Annotated in this window: 23 protein-coding genes; all 23 read right to left on the bottom strand. The window is 64.2% G+C overall.

Features of this window, described 5'->3' with window-relative positions; translation table 11 throughout:
- Nucleotides 1–56: 56 nt before the first annotated feature.
- A complete protein-coding gene (locus U1702_RS00330; protein ID WP_332721249.1) occupies nt 57–905 on the bottom strand; it encodes a hypothetical protein in 849 nt (282 codons plus the stop codon).
- Nucleotides 906–982: 77 nt separating this feature from the next.
- On the bottom strand, nt 983–2,062 hold the full coding sequence (locus tag U1702_RS00325; RefSeq protein ID WP_332721248.1) for a Gfo/Idh/MocA family protein: 1,080 nt from the start codon (nt 2,060–2,062) through the stop codon (nt 983–985).
- A complete protein-coding gene (locus U1702_RS00320; protein WP_332721247.1) occupies nt 2,050–3,048 on the bottom strand; it encodes a zinc-dependent alcohol dehydrogenase in 999 nt (332 codons plus the stop codon). The genes U1702_RS00325 and U1702_RS00320 overlap by 13 nt, the downstream gene beginning before the upstream one ends.
- Nucleotides 3,045–4,271: an N-acetyl sugar amidotransferase gene (locus U1702_RS00315; protein WP_332721246.1), complete on the bottom strand. Its 1,227-nt coding sequence runs from the start codon at nt 4,269–4,271 to the stop codon at nt 3,045–3,047. The genes U1702_RS00320 and U1702_RS00315 overlap by 4 nt, the downstream gene beginning before the upstream one ends.
- Before the next feature lie 5 nt (nt 4,272–4,276).
- Nucleotides 4,277–5,047, bottom strand: coding sequence for a HisA/HisF-related TIM barrel protein (locus U1702_RS00310; RefSeq protein WP_332721245.1), 771 nt, complete (start codon nt 5,045–5,047; stop codon nt 4,277–4,279).
- Entirely contained in the window at nt 5,044–5,652 is a 609-nt protein-coding gene (gene hisH / locus U1702_RS00305; protein WP_332721244.1) for an imidazole glycerol phosphate synthase subunit HisH, read from the bottom strand. The genes U1702_RS00310 and hisH overlap by 4 nt, the downstream gene beginning before the upstream one ends.
- The gene (locus tag U1702_RS00300) at nt 5,649–6,779 is read right to left on the bottom strand and encodes an N-acetyl sugar amidotransferase (RefSeq protein WP_332721243.1); all 1,131 of its coding nucleotides are present in this window, start codon (nt 6,777–6,779) and stop codon (nt 5,649–5,651) included. Before U1702_RS00300 ends, hisH begins: the two co-directional genes overlap by 4 nt.
- A gap of 174 nt (nt 6,780–6,953) precedes the next feature.
- Nucleotides 6,954–7,817: a hypothetical protein gene (locus tag U1702_RS00295; RefSeq protein WP_332721242.1), complete on the bottom strand. Its 864-nt coding sequence runs from the start codon at nt 7,815–7,817 to the stop codon at nt 6,954–6,956.
- Nucleotides 7,795–8,322, bottom strand: a complete 528-nt coding sequence (locus U1702_RS00290) for a GNAT family N-acetyltransferase (protein ID WP_332721241.1) — start codon at nt 8,320–8,322, stop codon at nt 7,795–7,797. Before U1702_RS00290 ends, U1702_RS00295 begins: the two co-directional genes overlap by 23 nt.
- Nucleotides 8,322–9,602, bottom strand: a complete 1,281-nt coding sequence (locus tag U1702_RS00285) for a DegT/DnrJ/EryC1/StrS family aminotransferase (protein WP_332721240.1) — start codon at nt 9,600–9,602, stop codon at nt 8,322–8,324. Before U1702_RS00285 ends, U1702_RS00290 begins: the two co-directional genes overlap by 1 nt.
- A gap of 9 nt (nt 9,603–9,611) precedes the next feature.
- A complete protein-coding gene (locus tag U1702_RS00280) occupies nt 9,612–10,598 on the bottom strand; it encodes a Gfo/Idh/MocA family protein (protein ID WP_332721239.1) in 987 nt (328 codons plus the stop codon).
- 7 nt (nt 10,599–10,605) lie between these two features.
- Entirely contained in the window at nt 10,606–11,649 is a 1,044-nt protein-coding gene (pseI, locus tag U1702_RS00275; RefSeq protein WP_332721238.1) for a pseudaminic acid synthase, read from the bottom strand.
- A complete protein-coding gene (gene pseG / locus U1702_RS00270; protein ID WP_332721237.1) occupies nt 11,636–13,171 on the bottom strand; it encodes a UDP-2,4-diacetamido-2,4,6-trideoxy-beta-L-altropyranose hydrolase in 1,536 nt (511 codons plus the stop codon). The genes pseI and pseG overlap by 14 nt, the downstream gene beginning before the upstream one ends.
- Entirely contained in the window at nt 13,168–13,866 is a 699-nt protein-coding gene (gene pseF / locus U1702_RS00265; RefSeq protein WP_332721236.1) for a pseudaminic acid cytidylyltransferase, read from the bottom strand. Before pseF ends, pseG begins: the two co-directional genes overlap by 4 nt.
- Nucleotides 13,867–13,870: 4 nt before the next feature.
- Entirely contained in the window at nt 13,871–15,025 is a 1,155-nt protein-coding gene (pseC, locus tag U1702_RS00260; protein ID WP_332721235.1) for a UDP-4-amino-4,6-dideoxy-N-acetyl-beta-L-altrosamine transaminase, read from the bottom strand.
- A 5-nt stretch (nt 15,026–15,030) separates the two neighbouring features.
- Complete coding sequence (pseB, locus tag U1702_RS00255) at nt 15,031–16,041, bottom strand: UDP-N-acetylglucosamine 4,6-dehydratase (inverting) (RefSeq protein WP_332721234.1); 1,011 nt, start codon at nt 16,039–16,041, stop codon at nt 15,031–15,033.
- A gap of 128 nt (nt 16,042–16,169) precedes the next feature.
- Complete coding sequence (locus U1702_RS00250) at nt 16,170–17,453, bottom strand: sugar transferase (RefSeq protein ID WP_332721233.1); 1,284 nt, start codon at nt 17,451–17,453, stop codon at nt 16,170–16,172.
- Nucleotides 17,454–17,724: 271 nt separating this feature from the next.
- Nucleotides 17,725–18,594, bottom strand: coding sequence for a dTDP-4-dehydrorhamnose reductase (gene rfbD / locus U1702_RS00245; RefSeq protein WP_332721232.1), 870 nt, complete (start codon nt 18,592–18,594; stop codon nt 17,725–17,727).
- Complete coding sequence (rfbB, locus tag U1702_RS00240; RefSeq protein WP_332721231.1) at nt 18,591–19,649, bottom strand: dTDP-glucose 4,6-dehydratase; 1,059 nt, start codon at nt 19,647–19,649, stop codon at nt 18,591–18,593. Before rfbB ends, rfbD begins: the two co-directional genes overlap by 4 nt.
- A gap of 7 nt (nt 19,650–19,656) precedes the next feature.
- Nucleotides 19,657–20,220 (bottom strand): dTDP-4-dehydrorhamnose 3,5-epimerase, encoded by a 564-nt coding sequence (gene rfbC, locus U1702_RS00235; RefSeq protein ID WP_332721230.1) that lies wholly within the window; start codon nt 20,218–20,220, stop codon nt 19,657–19,659.
- Nucleotides 20,217–21,098 (bottom strand): glucose-1-phosphate thymidylyltransferase RfbA, encoded by an 882-nt coding sequence (rfbA, locus tag U1702_RS00230; protein ID WP_332721229.1) that lies wholly within the window; start codon nt 21,096–21,098, stop codon nt 20,217–20,219. The genes rfbC and rfbA overlap by 4 nt, the downstream gene beginning before the upstream one ends.
- A 64-nt stretch (nt 21,099–21,162) precedes the next feature.
- A complete protein-coding gene (locus U1702_RS00225) occupies nt 21,163–21,279 on the bottom strand; it encodes a DUF2474 family protein (RefSeq protein ID WP_332721228.1) in 117 nt (38 codons plus the stop codon).
- The gene (gene cydB, locus U1702_RS00220) at nt 21,279–22,214 is read right to left on the bottom strand and encodes a cytochrome d ubiquinol oxidase subunit II (protein WP_443026821.1); all 936 of its coding nucleotides are present in this window, start codon (nt 22,212–22,214) and stop codon (nt 21,279–21,281) included. Before cydB ends, U1702_RS00225 begins: the two co-directional genes overlap by 1 nt.
- Nucleotides 22,215–22,279 lie beyond the last annotated feature (65 nt).

The following is a 22,279-nucleotide window of genomic DNA, read 5'->3' as shown; positions in this document are numbered from 1 at the left end:
CGGGATGCGGCGTGACGCATCGCCGTCCGGCGACCACGCTCACGTCGTGGGTCAGGTCAGGACGACAGGATCGAACGAAGATATGCGTCGGACAGATCCGGCCGGATCGCGCGTGCCGTCTCCAGAAAGCGTTCGCGGTTCTCCTCGACGAAGCCGGTCTGGCTGACATAGGGACGGTCGGTGCTGAACGTCACGAACACGGCCAGCCGCGGAATCCGGCAGCGGCTGCCATAATGATAGCAGGCCGAGGGATCGACGAACACCGATTCGCCCGCCTTGCCGGTGAAGGTGATGACTTTTCCGTCGCCCAGTTCGCGCGCGAACTTGTCGTCGGAAATGCGGCGGATGATCGGCAGCTTGCGGATGCGCCGCGTGTCATGCTTGTCGACGAAGCCGAACGGGCCGTGGTCGGCGGTCAGCACGTCGTTGATATAGGCGATGCAGTGGAACGACTTGCTGTCGCCATAGTCGCGGTGCCACATCTGGCTCTCACGCAACGGCCCCTCGGTCGGCCACGAATACATCAGCTGAATCGAATTGTAGCGCGGCTGGCCGTCGAAATAGTCGTGCGCCGCGTCGAGCACTTCGCGCGAAAAGGCGAAGCGGCACAGCGGGTTGTCGGGCGAGATATCCTGCGCCTCGAACAAATTGGTGAAAGGATGGCCGCCCGGCACCGGCTTCACTGCGGCGATGCGAGGTGCATAGAGTGCGCGAATCGGCTCCAGATCGGCCTGTGGAATCGACGGGCCGGCGACCCAGCCATTGTCCCACAGCCCCTCCAGCCCCGCACTGCGCGGCACCGGCGCGGGGCGCGATCCGGTCAGCGTCCGGCGCAATTTCCCGGCATAGCGGATCGGAATCGGCCGCCAGCGAAGGAAACGATAGGCTTCACGAACCGCATTCATGGCGCGCTCCCTATATCAATGTGCTGAAATGAGCCAGATATTCATCGCGCGATGCGCGGCAAAGACCGGGACATGGTTCACGCATAGCGGCCATCGGTGGCGGCGAGGATCGTCATCGCGGGATCGACCGCACCCGGCGCGGTCGCGCGGCCGTCGTCGAGATGCGACTGCACCAGCGCGAACAGCGCGCACTGGCCGCCGAAGATATCGCTGCGCACCACGGCATTCGCCGCGATCGCCGCCGCATCGCCCTGAAGGCATGCGACCAGTTGCGACACCGGTGCCAGCGTGCCGGTCGGGCCGTCCGCGTCCGGCACCGCGACCTTGCTCTCGTGCAGATAGGGATCGTCGTCACGATAGGCGGCCACCACCAGCACGCGGCCATCGGCCTTGATGCTGATGCGTCCGCGCGTGAAGGCCAGTTCGGCCTCGTTCCCCGGCGCGCGACCGATATGGCAGGCGACACCATCGTCGAACCACAAGACCGCCGCCTCGATCACCGGATCGCTTTCGATCACGAACGGGGCCGAGCGCTCGACATGGGCCAGCCGCGCGCTGACATTGGTCAGCCGCCGGTCGCCCGCCAGATACAGCGCCAGATCGACGGTGTGCGGATGCGTCCAGTACAGCGTGCGCGCACCCATACTGAACCGCATTTCGAGCAGGTCGCCGAGGTCGCCGGAATCGGCGATCGCCTTGGCCTGTTGAAACACCGGCAGGAACCGGCGGATCGCGCCATAGGTGATGAACAGGCCATGCTCGTCCGCCAGACGGCTCAGCGCGTTGAGTTCGGCGACGCTGTTGCACAGCGGCTTTTCGATATGCAGCGCCTGCACGCCGGCGGCCGCGCAATCCTGGATGATTTCCGTCCGGCCGACGGTGCGCGTGGCGATCCCGACCAGTTTCGGCTGAACGGCGGCCAGCAATTCGCGGTGACCGGCAAAACCCTGTGCCACATCATATTCCGCCTGTGCCCGCGCCAGCGTCTCGGCATGCGGGTCGCACAGGCCGGCAAGCTGGAGCGAGGGGTGTGCGGCGATCGCCTCGCTATGGCTCAGCGGCAGCCATGCGGCGGGGGAGTAGCGGCGCACCGATTCACTGGTGAATGCGCCCATTCGCCCGCAACCGATCACCGCCGCCTGAATCAACCGCCCCACTCCAGTATAAAGGTCAGTGCGTCGTTATCGCGCTGCACAATAGCTTCATAGGCCTGAATGATGTCAAATCCAGACAGCCTGCCCGAGATAAGCGGCGACGGGTCGAGATCGCCACGGTGGATGGCATCGGCCAGAAACGCCAGATTCGCGCGCTCGTTGAACGGCAGGAAACCCCGGTCATCTGCACTGCTCGGCGACATGCCGACCGCCTCGATCCGTAGCTGCTTGGCGTAGAAATACTGGCTGTCCAGCGGGTTAACCTGAGGCGCGAGCAGACCCCGGCCCGGGAAACCGAGCACCGCGATCCGGCCCATCGTTGCTGCATTGCGCAACGCCATCTGCCAGTCGTCCCAGCCGCCGGTGGTGGCAATCACGACGTCCGCGCCGCCCGCCAGTGCGGCATCGACCGCATCGCGCGCATGTACCGCACGCGCGCCGAAGGCGGTGGCGATTCGCGCCGCCGATGCCTGATTCGAGACCGCATGAACTCTCGCGCCTGCCAGCGCCGCCATTGCGACCGAGGTCAGGCCGAGCACCCCCAGCCCGATCACCAGCACCGTCGATCCCGCACGCACATCGCTGCGCAGCACCGCATTATAGCCGAGATGATAGAGATAGGCGCAGGCGAGCTTCCCGTAATCGCCATCGGCGGGCAGCTTCACCAGCACCTCGCCCGCGTCGATCGTGAAATGGCTGCGGTGCGAGCTGAACGTCAACACGACATCGCCCGAGGCCAGATCGGTAACGTCCGGTCCCGCGTCGATCACCCGCGCGACGTTGCAATAACCCTGGACGCGCGGATAGGGATTGCCGGGGCGCAGGGGCGCGAGGCCGGTATAGGCGGCCAGTTCGGTCCCCGGCGAAATCACCGATACGATGGTTGCGCAGCGAATTTGATTGCCGGTCGGGGCCGCCAGCGTCTCGCGCCGCCAGACCAGCTGACGCGGCCCGTCGAGCTGGACGATCGCCGCCTCGATATCGCTCACAATGGGTAACCCTTGCCGACCACGACGTAACGGTCGTCCAGCCCGGCGGCGAAATCGGAATGCGCATCGAAGCCGGGTTGCGGCTCAACCGCTCCGGCGGGGGCAACCGCTGCGCGCCGCCGCCAGTCGCCGGGCTTGCCCTCCTCCCACACGCGCGGATTGCGGTGCTGGTCGATCAGCCATTCGAGCGCGGGCTGCTCCATGCCCAACCACTCACAGAATTTGTCGACATGGCCGAGCGGTGCATCCTCATGCGCGCGGACCAGCGCCAGCCCCTGTTCGCGCGTCAGCCGCCCGTGGCGGATTTCGCGCGAGGCATGATCGGTAACCTTGGAATAGCCGTGCTTGATCTGTTTCAGGCGGTCATGGACATCCATGAAATTGTAGCAGTCGACATGGTCATAGGTGTCGAATGTCCGGGCAAAGCTCGCGCCCTTATAGTCGTAGCGCTCGACCATCGCCTGATGCTGCGCCTTGGGATCCCAGCGGACGTAATTGCCGAGATAGATGCCGCGGACGCCGACCGCGTCGAGATCGCGGTCCTCGGGATAGCGATATTGCCAGATATCGTCCTCGGTCAGCATGTCGAACAGCGAGAGCAGATCGTCGGCTTCCGCGCCCATCAGGTCGTGATCCTTGCGGTAGCGGCGGGTCATCTCGACCTCATGCTCATGACTGAACATGCCGGTCTGTTCGAGACCCTGATGCGCGCCCCAGATAATCAGCGGGACCTTCAGCCGCACCGCCGTCTGCACCGGGAACACGCTCTGTCCGGCGAGGCATGGCCAGTACATGCTGCCCATTCGCCGCAGCGTCGATCGCGTGATCTTGCGAACCGACAGCGGGTTCACATTCTGAAACAGGATGTCGCAGTCGAGCTTGATCCGCAGGTTCGCAAGGTTGCGGATGCCCAGCGGCGTGTTGAAATATTTGTTATAGGTGACGAGCAGCGGATTGAGGCCCAGCCGCCGCTTCACGACATCAACGATGAAGTGCGAATCGTTCGCGCCGCTGACCGGCACGATGCAGTCATACGCCTTGCCGCTGGCCACGCGATAGGGCGACACCAGCTGCTCCAGCCGGGTCCAGCGCGCATCCCAGTCGAGCGTGTCCTTTTCTTCGTGAATGCGGCAGCCGGAACAGATGCCTTCGGCATCGATCACCAGACCAAGGGGATGGGCAGTGGTGTAGAGACACCGCTTGCAGGCAATGGGTTCGGTCATGATTCTCAGTATCCCGCCCCGGCGGTCATCGCGGGCCTGACGGGAAGACCGGCCAGTTCGCGTTTGAAAGCCTGTACGGCGTGTTCGCGGTAAGTCAGGAAATTGCCGAGCGCGACCGCCGCGACCTGTGCATGCGACAGCACCCGGCGCAGCAGCATGCCGTTCGACAGCCCGCCGAATGCGATCAGCGGCACATTGGCCGGAAGGTGGCCATCGAGCAGCGCCGGATCGAACCCGCCGGGCGAACCCTCTCCGCGCCAGTCGATCACCAGCGCTTCAGAAATCGCGCCATCGGCAAGGCCGTCGACCAGCGCCGGATCGAGCGGGCGGGACTTGCCGGTGCGGGCATCGAGCCAGCGCAAGTCGCCATCCTCGATCGCCAGCGGCAGCGCGGCGATAATTCCTTGCGCCCCGATCTGCTCGCGGATTGCCAGTGCGGCGGGGAGGTCGTCGTGGAGCAATGCATCGACGCAGACCCGGTCCGCCGCCGTGTGGATGACGTCGCGCGCATCGTCGGCGCCGCGAATGCCACCGGCATAGACCAAAGGCGTCGCCAGCCCGAGTTTGGCGATGCGTTCGAGCAAGTCGAAGTCCGGTCCCTGCCCGCGACGGCTGCGGTCGGTGACCTGAAGCAGAATCTCGTCCGCGCCCCAACGATCGAGATTCTCGACCAGTGTTTCGGGACGGCCCAGCGGCAGCCAGCGATTATAGCCGAACGACTGCACGGCCCAGCCATCGCGGACCGTGACAACACCGACGAAGCGCTTATGGATCATGCGCACAATCCCTCGATCGCGTCGTGGAGCAGCATTCGCCCGGCGGCCTGGCTCTTTTCCGGGTGAAATTGCATGCCCAGGATGCGACCGCGCTGCACGGCGGCGGCGAACGGACGGTGATGCCGCGCCTGTGCGACCTCATATTCGGCCGGCACCTGAAAGAAATAGCTGTGGTTGAAATAGACCAGCGCCCCGTCCGCGCGCGCGAACCGCGAATTGCCGTTGGTCACCGCGAGGCTATTCCAGCCGATATGCCAGCCAATTTCCGACGACGGCTCGACCCGCCCCGGGATCAGACCCAGTCCGACCGTCTCGCCATTTTCGGACGATCCGTCCGCGAACAGCTGCATGCCCAGGCAAATGCCCAGCATTGGCGTACCCAGACGGGCGCGCTGTTGAATGAACTCGACCAGCCCGTATGCGTGCAACGCCTGCATCGCCGCCGGAAACGCGCCGACACCGGGAAGCACCAGCAGCTCGCACGCCGCCAGCTCGTCCCGATCGTGCGTCGTGCGGCAACGATGGCCCAGGCTGGTCAGCGCACTTGCGACCGATGCGTGGTTGCCCACGCCATAGTCGATCACGCCGATGCGGCGGCGGATCACAGCCCCACCCCGACGCGGAATTTGCGTTCGATCCGACCATCGTCGTGAACCGTGAACAGATCGCGGTTCACCGACTTGCGGACATGATCGTGGAAGAAGTCGACGCTCACGCCGATATAGTCGCAGAAAGACGCGATATAGTCGGGCGAACAGGCATCGTCATACGCCTCGACCAGTTCGATCCCCTTTTCACGCGTCATCCGGCCGACGCGAATTTCCTCATTCGCGTAATCGGTGACGCGGCCGAAGCCGAACTTATAATATTTGATCATCTGGTTCAGCGTCACCCAATCCTCGTCGAGCGAGCTGACGCCGGCAAGGTCGCCGGTATTCTCGACCCCATCGTCGCGGATGTGAAGGCCCCAGGTCGCGGCGTACATGCCATTTTCGATCAGCGACCAGTCGCCGAGGAACCAGCCCAGATAGACGATCTGCAGCTGATGCGCCTCGAACTGCTCGATCGACGGATAGTCATAGGGGATCAACTCACGGCGAACCGCGCCGTCCTCGAACATCCAGTCGTTCGCGCCGCCCGACAGCGTGTTCATGAAACGCAGATTGTTGCCGTCATAGCCGGTGCGACCCAGCGTGCGCAGGTCGCCCAGCTGAAGCCCCGGATTCTCGCCCCACAGGATCAGCGGGATGTCATAGGCGATCGCCAGTTGCGGCACCGATGCGAACAGCGCCAGCTCGGTCGATCGCGCCCAGTTGGTGAAGCGCAGGAACGCCGCGTGCATCATCCGCTGCCACACGCCGGGTGCCGGCGCGGAAATCACCACGTCGAAGCCAAGCTCGATCAGGTTGGAGATGTTGTCGACACCGCGTTGCGTCACCTGTTCGGGCGGGTAGCTGAGACAGGCGAGCAGCGGGTTGAGGCCAAGGCGATCGCGCGCCCACAGGGCCTGACGCGTGCTGTCCTTGCCGCCGCTGACACCCAGGATACAGTCGAAGCGCTGCCCCGGCTTGCGGCTATAGCCTTTAAGCAAATCGGTCAGGATTTCGGCACGCTCTTCCCAATCGACATGCTTCAGTCGCACGAAATAATCGCACGCCGGGCAGATCCCCTCGTCCGTGAACTGGGTGTTCGGGCGCGTGTCAGGCTGAAGACAGCGCGAGCAATATTTCATTGAATGTCCAAAATCCTGCGACCCCCCGCCGATTCGGCTCTGTGGCCGATACCGCCGTAACCGTCCCCGCCCTTCTCGGAGCAGCGGCGCGATCGGCGGCGTTATATGCTTTCGGGAAGGTAAATCCAGCAAAAGCTAGGAATTTACGTTCAATTCGGGACTGCGACGCGGCCGTCAGTCCAGTCGCTCGATCCCGTCATGCGGGAGCTGGCAGGGCGGTGCCCAGGGCGGCAGCGCACAGATGACGCGGCGACCTGCTTCGAGCGCGATAACCAACGCCGCCGACTGCATCCCCACAACGATTTCCGCAGCGCTGATCGCGGCGGCGGCGTCGGTTGCGTCATCGAGTCGCGCGCCCGGATTCGCCGCCAGCCATGCGTCGTATTTGCCCGCAGGATCGGACGGATGCGGCCGGATGACGAGCTCGCGGTCGGCGAGCCCAAGCCGTTCCAGATTGGCGGTCAGATGATCGAGGGCCTGAAACTCGCCCTGAATTCCTCGACCCCAATCGCTTCGCGCGGGTTCGAGGAGGAACAGCACCGCGCCGCCAGTGGGCGCGGGGGCGATCGCGGCCACTTGCTCCGATTGATAGCGATTGGCGTTGCATGTGACGGGGACGGCGGGCAAGGCGTTGCGGGCGATGCGTGCCGCCTCGGCATCGCCGACCCACAGTCGGTCGGGCAGAACGGTCTGCCCCGCCCGCTCGAACCGCATCGGATAATTGACCCAGTGATCGAGCACAGCGATCGATTCGATACCGCGCGCGCGCGCCATGGCTCGCGCATCATGTTCGATATCGCTGGACCAGCCGGTGCCGCTGAGCAGAGTCGCCGCGCCGTCCAGCGCCGCCTCGACCGTGTCGCACAAAAGACGATCGCCGAAGCGCTTTCGCCACAACTCGGCGGCCGGACCGGCCATCACCGCGCGGATTTCGCCCGGCGCGCCGTCGATCCACGCCAATATCAGGTTCGCCGCACCTGCATCATGCGCGACCACCGCCAGCGGACGGGGCAGATCAGCGGTCGGCGAAGCGGGCATAATAGACCACGTCCTGTGGCTCGCCTTCGACCATCTCCTGCGCGCGCCGTGCGCCGTCGAAGATCATGCCGGACCGCTCCATCAGCCGCACCATGCCGCGATTACAGGCAAGCGTGCCCGCCGTAACCTTGCGGATGTCAGGCTGACTGGCCAGCCAGTCGATGACCAGATTCCACGCATCCTGCCCAAAACCACCACCCCAGGTTTCCGGATCGCCGATCATGATCCCGACATCGACCGTCCCGTGCGGAACCGATCGATAGGCAGTCATCGTCCCGATCAGCTTGCTGTCGTCGAGCCGCCGCACCGCCAGGAACAAGTTCGCGCTGCCCTCGAAACTCGCGACATAGGCTTCGCAACTCGCGCGGTCGTGCGCGCGGAACCGCTGATTGCTGAAGCGGGTGACTGCCGGATCGTTAAGCCAGCCGATGTAATCGTCGCCGATATCGACCGCCGTGAAACGGTCGATCCGCACCTTCGTGCCGCGCAGCGACGGTGCTTCCATCAGGTGCGCAGCTGATCCAGGCCAGCCCAGACCTTTTTGAACGCGGTAACGATCTGCGCGACTTCCTCGGGCGGGAAATCATGCATGCACAGGTTCAGGCCGACGAATTTCCGCGTGTGGAAGTCCTCGGCGACCGGGCACACGCCCTCGCCATAATGGACCTCGCGGCCCGGCTCCAGCAGCGTCCAGGGGAAACCGCCGCGACCATAAGCGATACGATGGCGGAAAATCGGCAGCGTATGGAGGTTCTGGTAACCGGCGAAGACCGGCACGCCCTCCGCCTTTAGCGCGTCGACGATGCGCTCGCGGCTGACGCCCAGCGCATCGACGTCAATCGTCATACCATAAACGTAATAGACGTGGGTGCCGTCGGGATCGACCCATGGCGTGGTCAGCCCTTCGAGGCCGGCAAGGCCGGCGTCCAGTTCGGCGGCGGCGCGCTGGCGGCTGGCGACGCGCGGCTTCAGCTTGTCGAGCTGGACCGAAGCGATCGCCGCCTCGATTTCACCCATGCGGAAGTTGTAGCCGATCAGGTTTACGAGATCCTCGGGATTCTCGCTCTTGATGACCGATTCAGCGTGGTTGCGGATCAGGCACATGCGCTCGGCGAGCTTGTCGTCGTCGGTGACGATGATGCCGCCTTCGCCGCAATGGATGTGCTTGTGATAATTCAGACTGTAGCCGCCGATATCGGCGAAGGTGCCGGTTGCCCGTCCTTCATGCGTCGATCCCGGTGCCTGCGCGGTGTCGCACAGCAGTTTCAGGCCATGCTTGTCGCACAGTGCGCGCAACGCCTTCATGTCCGCCGACTGGCCGAAGATGTCGACGGCCATGATCGCGCGGGTGCGCGGGCCGATCAGCTTTTCGACCGATGCGGGATCGATGTTGAAGCTGTTCGGGTCGATATCGGCGAACACGGGAATCGCGTTCCAGTGCAGGATCGCCATCGCGGTCGCGGACATCGTCCACGGCGTCGTGATGATCTCGTCGCCCGGCTCGACCCCGATCGCGCCGACGGCGGCGATCAGGCCGGAGGTCCAGCTGTTGACGACGATGGCGTGCTTGACGCCGAAATACTCTGCTGCCTTCGCCTCGAACGCGCGGACATGCTTGCCGCCCATAAAGCCTTCGCCGGGTGCGCCGATATAGGCCGACAGGACTTCGCCCGAGACGACTTCGGCGGCGACGCGAACTTCATCTTCGCCGATGCTCTTGAACGGGGTCAGCGGCGTCGGGATTGCGGGATCGCCCCCATGCAGCGCCAGTGTCGAATTCGTCATGCAGCCCCCTTAGGCCCGGTCTTGAGAATGGGATGCCGCAGCCTCCCGGATCGCTTCGCACACACGCTGGGCAGCCAGCGCGCTGGCGCCGTCGCTAGCGAGTGGCGCGCCGTCGCGCAATGCGGCGGCGACATTGGCGACGGCACCGCGCATCGCCTCGAAATACTCGCCAGCGATCCGCTCGCCCGGATCGAGCGCGCGATAGCCGGCGAATGCACCGCTCGCGCCCGCCCGGCGAATGCGCCAGGACAGGCCACCCTCCTCCATCGCGATGACCGCGTTTTCGGTGATGACCGACAGCTCGAATAACGCATAGTCGCGCGCGTCGGCGACGCTCAACTGGATCGGGATGCCGCTGGCGGACTCCAGCATCGCCGGGATGGTCGGATCGTCGGGCCAGAAATCACGCACCGGGACACCGGCATGGACGACGCGGACATCGCCGACGATCATCCGCAGCAGGTCGATCATATGCGCACCGTTGTTCAACACGCCCTTGTTATAAGTCGCGGCGATGGATCGGATCGCGCCGTGCGTGCCATCGCGCAATTCCGCTGCCAGCCGCACGATATCGGGTGCCCAGCGGCGGGTGTGGTTGACGGCCAGCAGCACGCCGGTCTCAGCAGCGCGTGCGGCCCAGTGTTCGGTTTCGCTGGCGCTTGGCGTCACCGGCTTTTCGCAAAAGATCAGCCGGGGCCGCAGCGCCAGCGCCGCCTCCAGATGTTCGGCATGGAAAACAGTGGGCGAGCAAATGCCGATTACATCGAACCGTCCCGGCTCCGCGTCGAGCGCGGCCAGGTCCGCGGCCCCCTCAGGCACCGACCATCGCGCCTGAAACGCCTCGCGCCGCGCCGCATCCGGATCGACGCAGGCGGCGATCCGAAACTCGGGATGCTCACCGAATGCCCCGGCATGCGTCAGCGGCGGCAATCCTTCACGGTCAGCATCGAAGCCGCCCGCGATATTGCCGCATCCGATCAGCAGGACATCAAACACGGTGCGGTTACGCCACCAGATCCCAGCTGATCGGCGTGCCCGCCGGTGCGGCCCGCGTCACCTTCTTGCCCAGCATCTGCTCATAGAATTTGGGCGGCAGGCCGAAACCGGGGCGGATGATGCGGAGGTTGTCCGGCGTCAGCACATCGCCCGGTGCCAGATCCTTCGACACATAGAGCGAGCGGCGGAAGGCGCGCGACTTTTCCTCCGCCTTGGTTCCGCCATAGGTGACATGGCCGATCGACTGCCACGCCCGCTCGGTCTCGGTGCGCAGCATGCGGAATTCGGCGGGCTCCAGGCTGAAGGTCGAATCGACCCCGCCATCGGTGCGCGCCAGCGTGAAGTGCTTTTCGATCAGCACCGCACCCATTCCCACGGCAGCGACGGAGACGCCGCAGCCCATCGTGTGGTCCGACAGCCCGACCTCGACCCCGAACGCATCGCGCATGTTGGGAATGGTCGAGATATTGGTGTTCTCTGGCGTCGCCGGATAGGTGCTGGTGCACTTCAGGATGATGAGCTGCTCGTTGCCCGCCTCCTTGGCAGCACGGATCGCGTCGTCGATCTCGGCCACCGTGGCCATGCCGGTCGAGATAATCATCGGCTTGCCGGTTTTCGCAACCTTGGTCACCAGCGGCAGGTCGGTGATCTCGAACGATGCGATTTTGTAGGCGGGGACGCCCAGATCTTCGAGGAAATCGACCGCAGTCTCATCGAACGGGCTGGAGAAACAATGCATGCCGTGGCTGGCGGCGCGATCCATGATCGGCTTGTGCCAGTCCCATGGCGTGTGCGCCTCGTCATACAATTCCCATAGCTGGCGACCGGCCCACAGGCTGTTCGGATCCTCGATCACGAAACCCGGCGCGCGGACGTTCAGCGTCATCGTGTCGGCGGTGTAGGTTTGCAGCTTGACCGCATCCGCGCCCGAAGCGGCGGCGGCGTCGACAATCTCCAGCGCGCGATCGAGCGACTGGTTGTGGTTGCCCGACATTTCCGCGATCAGATAGGGGCGTGCGCCCCGGCCGACTTCGCGTTCACCGATCTTCATCTGTCATTCCCGTTCGTTCGCGGCCCGCCGCAGGCTTGATCCAGTGGGTGGCGTCGATGCGCCGATATCCCGTCGAATCAAACAGCCCGGCAGAACCGATATTGCCTTCCAATACTTCGGCATGGACGTCGATGCCAGCCGCAGCGGCCGCTTCGCCCGCCAGCAGCAACGCGCGACCGAGACCGAGGCCGTGGAGTGTGGGGTCAAGGTAGAGCGAAACCTCTGCCGAGCGATCGTTCAGCCGGTCGAAGCGGATGACGCCGACCGGGGTTTCGCCGATGATGCCGATCCACAAGGTCCGCGTGGAATCATCCAGCGTGCGGGTCAGCCAGGTCAGATGATCGTCCCAGCGGATCGGTTCGGCATTGCGCGAGACGCCGCGCGTTGCCGGATGATCGCGCCAGCAATGCGTCAATTCGGCGTGATCGAGGGTTGCCGGCACAACCTTCAGCGTATCGGCCAGCAGGCGCAGTGCCACGCGGCGCGCGCCACGGCCATCGACCAGCGCGCGGGATCGTTCGGACAGCGATTGTCGGCGTTGGGTATCGTCCAGCAAGGGTCCCAACGCGGCTGCAATCGCAGCCGGATCGAGCGCACGAATCGGGTCGGGCGTTGCGACCACCCCCGCATTGCGCAGCGCCGGGGCGACCGCCAGCTGGTTGTCGGCGACGACCAGCAACAGCGTCGGCGCGCCGATGCAGCACCGCTCCCATGTCGCGCCGCCGCCGGCACCGATCTGAATGTCGTGCCGCGCAAAAAACGCGGCGAGATCGGGCAGGTCGGTGGCGACGGTCGTGCCGGGGCGCTTCGCTGCCGTCACACGCAAGGCGGCGAGGTTCGGGTTTGCGGTGGTCGAGACGATCTCGACCGGCCCGACAAACCCGGCCAGGTCGACGGCCTCCAGCGCGGTGGCCGACAGATTGTCCTGATCCACCCCGCCGAGAAAGATACCCACACTGCCAACCTGCGCCGCCGGCTCATGGCGCGGTGCATCAGCATAGGCCGGACCGAGCAGCGCGAAACGCGGCCCGCCCAATATGCTCGCCCGCCGCTCGATCCGACCGGCATATTTGGCGCGGTGATCGGGCGCGAAATTATGATCGATCACGACGTCCGCATCGATCGAACGGTCGGCAAGGTCGTCGATCACCGCGATCCGGCAGCCCGCGCCCTGCCCAACCGCACGATGCCAGCGCGCATCGAAGCCGTAATGATCGACCACCACCCATTCGGTGTTTGCGGCCAGCGCGATCAGCGTGTCGGCGGCATCGCTCCCCTGATCGACCTCAGCCCATTGCCCGTGCGGCACGTCGCTCTCGAACGGCATGCCCGCCGGTTTAGGTAGCAGCGCGCACTCGAAACCCGCCTCCGCCAGCATCCCCGCCACATCGAGACCCAGGTCGCGGGTGACGAACCGAACCTGCGCGCCGCAAGTCCGCAGCGCTTCGGCAAGCGCGATCATCCGGCGGACATGCCCGGTGCCGATCGCCCGCGACGCATCGACGCGGATCGCGATTTTCACCGGTCGGGCGTCGCCGCGATCACGCGGTGAAGCGCCTCGGCGCGCTCCCAGTCATCGGGCGTGTCGATATCGACCACGCGCCATTCGGGCAGCACGATCGCGCGGCCATTGGCGTGGATGTTCAGCCCCGCCAGCCATGCTTCGGCGCGACCCCAATAGAATTGGCCGGCATCGAAATAGGCCGGTTCCAGATCCTGTGTGCGCGTTGCGACATGCTCGGGATTGAACGGCGCGACTGCACCGTCGCCGCCGCGCTTCAATGCGCGCTGGATCGGTGAGGGAAAGCCGGTGACAGGAAAGGTGTAACCCTCGCCGTCATTTGCTTCGAGCAGGTCGAGCGCGGCGGCCAGATCGGCGGCGCGGATGAATGGCACGCCGGGATAAATGCAGCACGCATGGGTAACATCCCAGCCGAGCGCGTTGCACGCCTGAATCGCATGCTGGATCACCGGCACCGTTGGCGTGTGGTCGTCGGCAAGGTCGGCGGGCCGCATGAACGGCAATTCCGCGCCGCGCCCCTTGGCGATCTCCGCAATCTCGGCATCGTCGGTCGAGACGATCACGCGGTCGAACTGTCCGCTCTCGATCGCCGCGTCGATCGCATAGCCGATCATCGGCTTGCCCGCGAACGGCTTGATATTCTTGCGCGGGATGCGCTTGCTGCCGCCGCGTGCGGGGATGATCGCGACCTTCATGGGGTCAGCTCAGCGCGTCGCGGATCACCGACACCACCCGCTCCTGCTGCTCGCTCGTCATGCGCGGGAACAACGGCAAGCTGATCGCGCGATCGTAATAATGCTCCGACGCGGGAAAATCGCCGCGTTTGAAGCCCAGTCGTTCGTAATCGGGCTGACGATGGATCGGGATATAATGGACATTGGCGCCGATCTGCGCCGCGCGAAGCGCTGCGAACACGTCGGCGCGGCTGACCTTCGCGTCGTCGCCCAGTTCGATCGCGTACAGGTGCCACGCAGACACGCGGTCGTTGGCGCGCGCGGGCAGCTTGAGCGGCATATCCGCGAACAGCTCGTCATAGCGATCGGCATGCGCGATCCGCCTGGCCTGCATCGCGTCGATGCGGGAAAGCTGCGAGCTTCCCAGCGCCGCCTGAAGATCGGTCATGCGGTAGTTATAGCCGAGCGTGACCTGCTCGTAATACCAGCCACCCTCGGACGGGTTTTCGAGCAACTCCGGCTTGCGCGTCACACCGTGCGAGCGGAGCAATTCGAGCCGCTCGGCAATCTTCGGGTCGTTGGTCGCGAGCAGTCCGCCCTCAGCCGTGGTTACGACCTTCACCGCATGAAAACTGAACACGCAGATATCGGCGTGCACACCGACCGGTCGACCGTGATAGGTCGCGCCCGCCGCGTGCGAGGCATCCTCGACGATCTTGAAGCCATAGCGGTCGGCCAGCGCGCGCATCTCGATCATGTCGCAGGGCAGCCCCGCGAAATCGACCGGGATCAGCAAGTTGGGCAGCCGTCCGGCGGCATCCGCCGCTTCCAGCTTCACGGTCAGCGCTTCCAGCGACATATTGCGCATCACCGGATCGATATCGACGAAATCGACATCCGCGCCGACATAGCGCGCGCAATTGGCAGAGGCGACGAAGCTGTTCGGGCTGGTCCACACCAGCGACCCCGGCCCGATGTCGAGCGCAAGACAGGCGATGTGCAGCGCCGCCGTGGCATTGCACACGGCAATGCCGAAGGCGGCATCATGCTTTGCCGCGAATTCCTGCTCGAACGCGGTGATCGCTGGACCTTGCGTGAGGAAATCGCTCTTCAGCACCGCGACGACCGCGGCGATATCCTCGTCCTCGATCTGCTGACAGCTATAGGGGATGAAGGACATTGCGGTCAGTCGACCTTCTGACCGATGACATGGCGGTCGATCAGCTCGCGCAGCTGTTCGACGTTCAGGAAATCGGGGTTGGTGCCGCTGTTATAGGCAAAGCCAGGCTCGACCGGCTTGCCGCCCTGCCTGGTGCAATATTCCTCGACGCTGTATGCGCCCGCCGACGGCAGGATCGCGTAATAATCGCCGAGATCGACGGTGTTCAGGCTGTCCGACGAGGTAATCATTTCCTCGTGGATCTTCTCGCCCGGACGGATGCCGACCACTTCCTGTTTCGCGTCGGGTGCGATCGCGGTGGCGACGTCGCCGATGCGATAGGACGGGATCTTCGGTACCAGAATCTCGCCGCCCAGCGCATTTTCGAGCGACCAGAGGACCATATCGACCCCCTCCTGCAGCGAGATGTTGAAGCGGGTCATTTCATGGTCGGTGATCGGCAGCGTGCCGCTGTCCTTGCGATCCATGAAGAACGGGATCACCGATCCGCGGCTGCCCATGACATTGCCGTAGCGAACGACGCTGAAACGGATGCCGCGCGAACCCTGGATACGGTTGGCCGCGACGAACAGCTTGTCGGAGGCGAGCTTGGTCGCACCGTACAGGTTGATCGGAGCCGCGGCCTTGTCGGTCGACAGCGCGACGAGACGCTCGATCTTGCTGTCGAGGCAGGCCTCGATCAAATTCTGCGCACCCAGAATGTTGGTCTTGATGCACTCGAACGGGTTGTATTCAGCCGCCGGCACCTGCTTCAGTGCGGCGGCGTGGATCACGACGTCCACCCCTTCCAGCGCGCGGCGCAGCCGGGGCTCATCGCGCACGTCGCCGATGAAATAACGGATGCCCGGATATTTGCTCTCCGGGAATTGCTGCGCCATCTCGAACTGCTTGAGCTCGTCGCGCGAATAGATGACCACGCGCTTCACATCCGGGTAGCGCTCCAGCACCGTTTTCACGAACGCCTTGCCGAACGAGCCCGTGCCGCCGGTTATCAGGATCGACTTGTTGTTCAGCATCGCGAGAATAGCCCCTGAAATTCTTGGATCGATCCGGCAGTGCGGACCCGGTTGAGCGCATGCGCGCGGTAGTCGAGCGACGAAGCGCGATCAAGCCGCGTCCGCACGCCCGTTAAAAACGAATTGCCCTATTTCGACCCGAAGCCGGTGAGCACCGTCCTAAGCGTGCGCAGCACGATTAGGATGTCGAGCGAGGCCGAGAAGTTCTTGATGTAATAGAAATCATAATTGAGCTTGAGGTTCACAGCCTCAAGGTCGGCGACATGGCCCTGATTGACCTGGGCCCAGCCGCTGATGCCCGGACGCACGATATGGCGATAGAAGTAGAACGGAATTTCCGCCTCGTACCAGCGCGACAGCGGCACCGCCTCCGGACGCGGGCCGATCCAGCTCATCTCGCCACGCAGCACGTTGACGAACTGCGGCAGCTCGTCGAGCCGGGTGCGGCGCAGGAACCGGCCGATCCGCGTGATCCGCGCATCGTCGGCCTGGGTCATCGCGTCCTGCCGTGACGCCTCCTCGCACTCGAATGCCGGCCGGGGCCGCATCGTGCGAAATTTGTACATCATGAAAGGATGTCCGCGGAAACCCATCCGTTCCTGCCGAAAGATCACCGACCCCTTTGAATCCAGCCGGATCGCCAGCGCGATCAGCAGCATCGGCCCGATCAGGATCGGGGTCAGCAGAATACAGCCGACGATATCGGCAAGCCGCTTGACCTTGCGATAGGCGAGGTTCGGCATCAGCGAGCCGAAGCTGTTTTCGGACAAATGCTCCATGCTGACGCAGCCGGTGAGCGATTCGGTCAGCTGTTTGATGTGATAGACCGGATGCCCCGCCACCGCCGCTTCGGCCAGCAAACGTTCCCATTCGGGTGGGTGGTCATAATGCAGGTCGGCGACAATCTGCGCGTTGCGATTGGCCGGTAGATTGGGGTCGCTCAGCGTGCACCATTCGATGCCCGGCACCTGTCGCAATTCACCGACATCGGTGTTGGGGATCGTATAGAAACGCCGCGTGGTCCGGCGTTCCACATAAAAGCTGATGAGGAACGTGATGCCGACCGCCAGCAGGAAGGTCGAGGTGAAATAAATGCGCTGATATTCAAGGCGAAGCGCGAAGAGCGTGGCAAGAGCAATCGCAAAGGATGTGCTGAAGGACGGGAGGATCAGCTCGAAGCTGCGCGTCCCCGGGAACATCAGCACCCGACGCATCAGAAACAGGCCAACAAGATAAGCCGCGGCCGCCGCGATCATCGAGGTGTCCAGCCCGGTAATATCACTAAACTGGAACGTGCCGTAGCGGATCGCCGCCGGCAGCAGCACGGCGACGACCAGTCCGGCCAGAGCCTGAACACGGAAGGACGAAAACACAGTTCCCTGCACCTGCGTCGCCACCGTTTCACGAACCATCAGCATCCGAACCCCTTCTGTCCGCGATTGCGGAAAGATTTTAGCTTTATCCTGACGCCTGAGCAGCCGACTCGCTATTTACTGGCGATGCCGGGCGTTGGCCCCATACTCCTTTCGCATGTGCGAAGTCCAGCGGGTTACGCAGCAGAATAGCGCGCCGCATCTAACCAAATCTGACGGCGGAACAATCAGTTACAGGATGTTACGGCTATCGCCCATGTCTCACGCACTGGAACCCTTGTCCCAGCCGTGTTCAAAATGGGACGAAATATCAGACCAGTCGCGCCACGGTTTCCGAAAGGGATTGCTGCCATAGCGGCGTGGAATGATTGAAAACGCTGGCGAAGCGCGTGCAGTCCAGACGCGAGTTAGCAGGTCTGACGGCGCGAGTCGGATAGGCGCTGGCAGGGATGCCGGTCACCGCCGCACCCGGCCCGCCCCGGCCCACGCTTTCGGCGAAGATCGCGCGGGCGAAATCGGCCCAACTCGTTTCTCCCGCCCCGGCGAAGTGATAGACGGCGTTCGCGCCATGCGCCGGATCGCGTTGCCACGCCGCGATTACGGCACTGATCCCGTCGGCGATGTCGAGCGATGATGTGGGGCAACCGATCTGGTCCTCGACGACGTTCAGCGTATCGCGGTCCGCCGCCAGCCGCAGCATCGTCTTGACGAAATTCGCGCCGAACGGGCCATAGACCCAGGCGGTACGCAGGATCGCGTGAGCTGCGCCCGACGCCGCAACCGCTTCCTCGCCCGCCAGCTTGGTGCGGCCATAGACGCCGAGCGGGGCGACGGCGTCGTCCTCGCGCCACGGGCGGTCGAGACCGCCGTCGAAGACATAGTCGGTCGAAAGGTGGATCACCGGTGCGCTAATCCGCGCGGCGGCGCGGGCGAGGACGCCCGGCCCCTCCCCGTTCACCGCCATCGCGAGGTCGGGTTCGTCCTCGGCCTTGTCCACCGCAGTGTAGGCGGCGGCGGAGATCACCAGTTCGGGGTTCACCGCCGCGACGACACGCTCGATCGAGGCGGCGTCCGCCAGATCGAGATCGGGGCGACCGACGAAGATCAGCTCATGCCCGCCATGCCGCTCGGCAAGGCTCTGTGCGACCTGTCCGTCGCGCCCGGTGACGAGGATTTTCATGCGCTTTTGCCCAACCGCTCACCGGCATAGCTGCCCGACCGGATCGGCTCCCACCACCAGCGATTGTCGAGATACCAGTCCACAGTGCGGGCGAGTCCGGTGTCGAAGCTTTCCTCCGCCTTCCACCCCAATTCACGCTCGATCTTGCTCGCGTCGATCGCATAGCGGCGGTCATGGCCGGGGCGGTCGGTGACGAAGGTGATCAGTTCGCGCCGTTTGCGGCCGTCGGCCAGCGGCACGCGCGCGTCGAGCGTGTCGCAGATCGTCTCGACCACTTGCAGGTTCGTCCGCTCGTTGCGCCCGCCGACATTATAGCTTTCGCCGACGACGCCCTTGGTCAGCACCAGCTCCAGCGCCTTGGCATGGTCATCGACATACAGCCAGTCGCGGACATTCTCGCCCGCGCCATAGACCGGCAGCGGCTTGCCCTCGAGCGCATTGAGAATGACGAGCGGGATCAGCTTTTCCGGGAAATGATACGGCCCGTAGTTGTTCGAGCAGTTCGAGAGCACCACCGGCAGGCCATAGGTATCGTGCCACGCGCGGACGAAATGGTCGCTCGCCGCCTTCGATGCCGAATAGGGCGAGGACGGCGAATAGGGCGTCTCCTCGGTGAAGATGCCGCTGTCGAACGGCAGGTCGCCGAACACTTCGTCGGTCGAGATATGATGGAAGCGGAACGCATCCTTCTTCGCCCCCTCCAGCCCACGCCAATAATCGAGCGCGGCGGAGAGGATGCGGAAGGTGCCGACGACATTGGTCTCGACGAACGCGGCCGGGCCATCGATCGAGCGGTCGACATGGCTTTCGGCGGCAAGGTGCATGATGCCATCGACCTGCTCCTCACGCAGCAGCGACAGGATCAGCGGCACGTCGGCGATATCCCCCTGCACGAAGCGGTGGTTGGGCGCATTCTCGATTGGCTTCAGGCTGGCCGGATTACCGGCATAGGTGAGCAGGTCGAGATTGATGACGCGCACGCCCTTGCGGACCAGATGGCGCACCACCGCCGAGCCGATGAACCCGGCGCCGCCGGTGACGAGGACGGTCTGCATGGGGCGATCAGCCTTCGTAGATGAACGGGGAATCGTAATCGGCGAGCAACGGCGCGTCGCGATCCTTGTCGGTAATGGTCACCGGGCCGAGATCGGGCCAGTCGATGCCGAGCGCGGGATCGTCCCAGCGGATCGCGCGCTCATCGTCTTTCGACCAAGGCGCGCTGACCTTGTACATCACCTCGGTATGGGGGACGAGCGTCATGAAGACGTGCGCGAACCCCTTGGGCACCAGCAACTGATTCCACTTCTCCGCCGACAATTCGCAGCCAACCCATTTGCCATAGCTGGGCGAGCCTTTGCGGATGTCGATCGCGACGTCGTAAACGGCCCCCTTCAGCACGCGGACCAGCTTGTCCTGCGCGGTCGGGGGAACCTGAAAATGACAGCCGCGGATCGTGCCGGCGGGCGCGGAGTGGCTGTGATTGTCCTGAATCCAGCCAATGTCGATGCCCTCCGCGACAAAGGCGGATTGCTTGAACACTTCGGAAAAGAAGCCGCGATGATCGCCGAACTTGGGCGGGATCACCTCGATCACTTCCGGGATGGCGAGACGATTAAACTGGGTCATGCGAGGCTCGCCACGCGCTTCTTGAGGTAATCGGCATAGCCGGTCTTGCCCAGGCTGGCGGCGCGTTTGAGCACGGCCTCGCCGTCGAGCCAGCCCAGTTCCAGCGCGATCTCCTCCGGACAGGCGATCTTGATACCCGTGCGATGCTCGATCGTGCGGACGAACGCCCCCGCTTCGTGCAGGCTCTCATGCGTGCCGGTGTCGAGCCAGGCATAGCCGCGCCCCAGCCGGGTGATGTGGAGGTCACCGCGATCCATATAGACGCGGTTGACGTCGGTGATTTCCAGCTCGCCGCGCGCTGAGGGCGCAATCGATTTTGCGATATCGACCACGTCCTTGTCATAGAAATACAGACCGGTGATCGCCCAGTTGGACTGGGGTTTGGCAGGTTTTTCCTCGACGCTGGTGGCGCGGCCCGTTTCGGGGTCGAACGACACGACGCCGTACCGCTCGGGATCGTCGACATGATAGGCAAAGACATTGGCCCCGCCCTTCGCGGCTTCATCGGCGGCGGCGCGGCATTTGTCGCCCATCTTGTCGCCATGATAGATGTTGTCGCCCAGGATCAACGCGCTGGGGCCGTTGCCGACGAAATCCGCACCGATGATGAAGGCTTCGGCCAGACCGTTGGGCTGCGGCTGAACCGCATAGCTGAAGCTGACGCCGAAGTCGGACCCGTCGCCCAGCAGCGATTCGAACATCGGCAAATCGCGCGGCGTGGAGATGATCAGGATTTCGCGAATCCCAGCCAGCATCAGCACCGACAGCGGATAATAGATCATCGGCTTGTCGAACACCGGCAGCAGCTGCTTCGAGATCGCCAGCGTCGCCGGATAAAGGCGCGTCCCGCTGCCCCCCGCCAGAATAATGCCCTTCATTTCCGGCGAATCCCCCGCTTTGATCGTGCGCGGCACTAGTCGAACGCGCCTGGGGAAACAACGGTTACGACAGCCAGAAACGGATGATCATCGCGACGAGTCCCAAAATGGCGACGCTAGCCGTCCAGATCGCCACCAGCCAGACGAGGCGTTTCCACAAGGGGCCGGGGGCGTCGGTCATCAATGATAGCCGTCCGTGCCGACCTTGCCGCGGAACACCCAGTAGGAGAAGACGGTGTAGGCGAGGATGATCGGGATCAGGATACCCGCGCCGATCAGCATGAACCCCTGACTGGCGGATGGCGCGGCGGCGTCCATGATCGTGACGCTGGGCGGGATGACATAGGGCCACATGCTGACGCCCAAGCCGACGAAGCCCATCAGGAACAGGCCGAGCGCGAGGAAGAACGGGCGCGCCTCCCGCCGCTTCTTCAGCGAGCGATAGAAGGCGAACGCGATGATCGCGGTGAGCAGCGGCACCTGTGCGGTCGCCAGCACGTTCGGGAACTCGAACCAGCGTTGCCAGTAGCCATGCGACAGGAACGGGGTCGCGGCGCTGACAGCGGCGATGGCGACAAGGGTGGCGAGGCCGAACCAGCCGGCGAGGCGATAGGCATGGTCCTGTCCGCGCCCGTCGGTTTTCCAGATCAGCCAGGTCGCACCCAGCAGGCCATAGCCCGCGACGACACTGACACCGGTGAGCAGGGTGAACGGGGTCAGCCAGTCGAGCCAACCGCCGGCATAGGCGCGGCCCGATACCGTGATCCCCTGTAGCAACGCCCCAAGAATGATGCCCTGCGAGAGCGCGGCCATGAACGATCCGCCGGTAAAGGCCAGATCCCACCAACGCCGGTGACCCGGATCGCGCCAGCGAAACTCGAACGCCACGCCGCGGAACACCAGCGCCAGCAGCATCGCGATGATCGGCGGATAGAGCGCGGGGAGGATGACGGCATAAGCCAGCGGGAATGCCGCCATCAGCCCGCCGCCGCCCAGCACCAGCCAGGTTTCGTTGCCGTCCCACACCGGCGCGATCGAGTTCATCGCCTTGTCGCGCTCGTCCCCCACGTCGAATACCGGGAACAGGATGCCAATGCCGAGGTCGAATCCGTCCATCACGACATAGGCGAACACGGCGAACGCGATCAGGAACGCCCAGATCGTGGCGAGGGTCAGGTCGG

Source organism: Sphingomonas sp. LT1P40, from assembly GCF_036663835.1.
GTDB lineage: Bacteria > Pseudomonadota > Alphaproteobacteria > Sphingomonadales > Sphingomonadaceae > Sphingomonas.
Note: the sequence above shows the minus strand (reverse complement) of the source record. Positions and strands in the feature narration are given on the sequence as shown.

What these genes read in the sequence shown, in the direction of transcription:
- pseC (WP_332721235.1), bottom strand. Translation starts at nt 15,025, where the DNA reads ATGTCCTTCATCCCCTATAGCTGTCAGCAGATCGAGGACGAGGATATC.
- pseI (WP_332721238.1), bottom strand. Translation starts at nt 11,649, where the DNA reads ATGAAGATCGGTGAACGCGAAGTCGGCCGGGGCGCACGCCCCTATCTG.
- U1702_RS00300 (WP_332721243.1), bottom strand. Translation starts at nt 6,779, where the DNA reads ATGAAATATTGCTCGCGCTGTCTTCAGCCTGACACGCGCCCGAACACC.
- rfbB (WP_332721231.1), bottom strand. Translation starts at nt 19,649, where the DNA reads ATGCAGACCGTCCTCGTCACCGGCGGCGCCGGGTTCATCGGCTCGGCG.
- U1702_RS00295 (WP_332721242.1), bottom strand. Translation starts at nt 7,817, where the DNA reads ATGCCCGCTTCGCCGACCGCTGATCTGCCCCGTCCGCTGGCGGTGGTC.
- U1702_RS00330 (WP_332721249.1), bottom strand. Translation starts at nt 905, where the DNA reads ATGAATGCGGTTCGTGAAGCCTATCGTTTCCTTCGCTGGCGGCCGATT.
- U1702_RS00290 (WP_332721241.1), bottom strand. Translation starts at nt 8,322, where the DNA reads ATGGAAGCACCGTCGCTGCGCGGCACGAAGGTGCGGATCGACCGTTTC.
- rfbC (WP_332721230.1), bottom strand. Translation starts at nt 20,220, where the DNA reads ATGACCCAGTTTAATCGTCTCGCCATCCCGGAAGTGATCGAGGTGATC.
- U1702_RS00315 (WP_332721246.1), bottom strand. Translation starts at nt 4,271, where the DNA reads ATGACCGAACCCATTGCCTGCAAGCGGTGTCTCTACACCACTGCCCAT.
- U1702_RS00250 (WP_332721233.1), bottom strand. Translation starts at nt 17,453, where the DNA reads ATGGTTCGTGAAACGGTGGCGACGCAGGTGCAGGGAACTGTGTTTTCG.
- U1702_RS00310 (WP_332721245.1), bottom strand. Translation starts at nt 5,047, where the DNA reads ATGATCCATAAGCGCTTCGTCGGTGTTGTCACGGTCCGCGATGGCTGG.
- rfbD (WP_332721232.1), bottom strand. Translation starts at nt 18,594, where the DNA reads ATGAAAATCCTCGTCACCGGGCGCGACGGACAGGTCGCACAGAGCCTT.
- U1702_RS00285 (WP_332721240.1), bottom strand. Translation starts at nt 9,602, where the DNA reads ATGACGAATTCGACACTGGCGCTGCATGGGGGCGATCCCGCAATCCCG.
- cydB (WP_443026821.1), bottom strand. Translation starts at nt 22,214, where the DNA reads ATGGACGGATTCGACCTCGGCATTGGCATCCTGTTCCCGGTATTCGAC.
- pseB (WP_332721234.1), bottom strand. Translation starts at nt 16,041, where the DNA reads ATGCTGAACAACAAGTCGATCCTGATAACCGGCGGCACGGGCTCGTTC.
- pseF (WP_332721236.1), bottom strand. Translation starts at nt 13,866, where the DNA reads ATGAAGGTCGCGATCATCCCCGCACGCGGCGGCAGCAAGCGCATCCCG.
- U1702_RS00225 (WP_332721228.1), bottom strand. Translation starts at nt 21,279, where the DNA reads ATGACCGACGCCCCCGGCCCCTTGTGGAAACGCCTCGTCTGGCTGGTG.
- rfbA (WP_332721229.1), bottom strand. Translation starts at nt 21,098, where the DNA reads ATGAAGGGCATTATTCTGGCGGGGGGCAGCGGGACGCGCCTTTATCCG.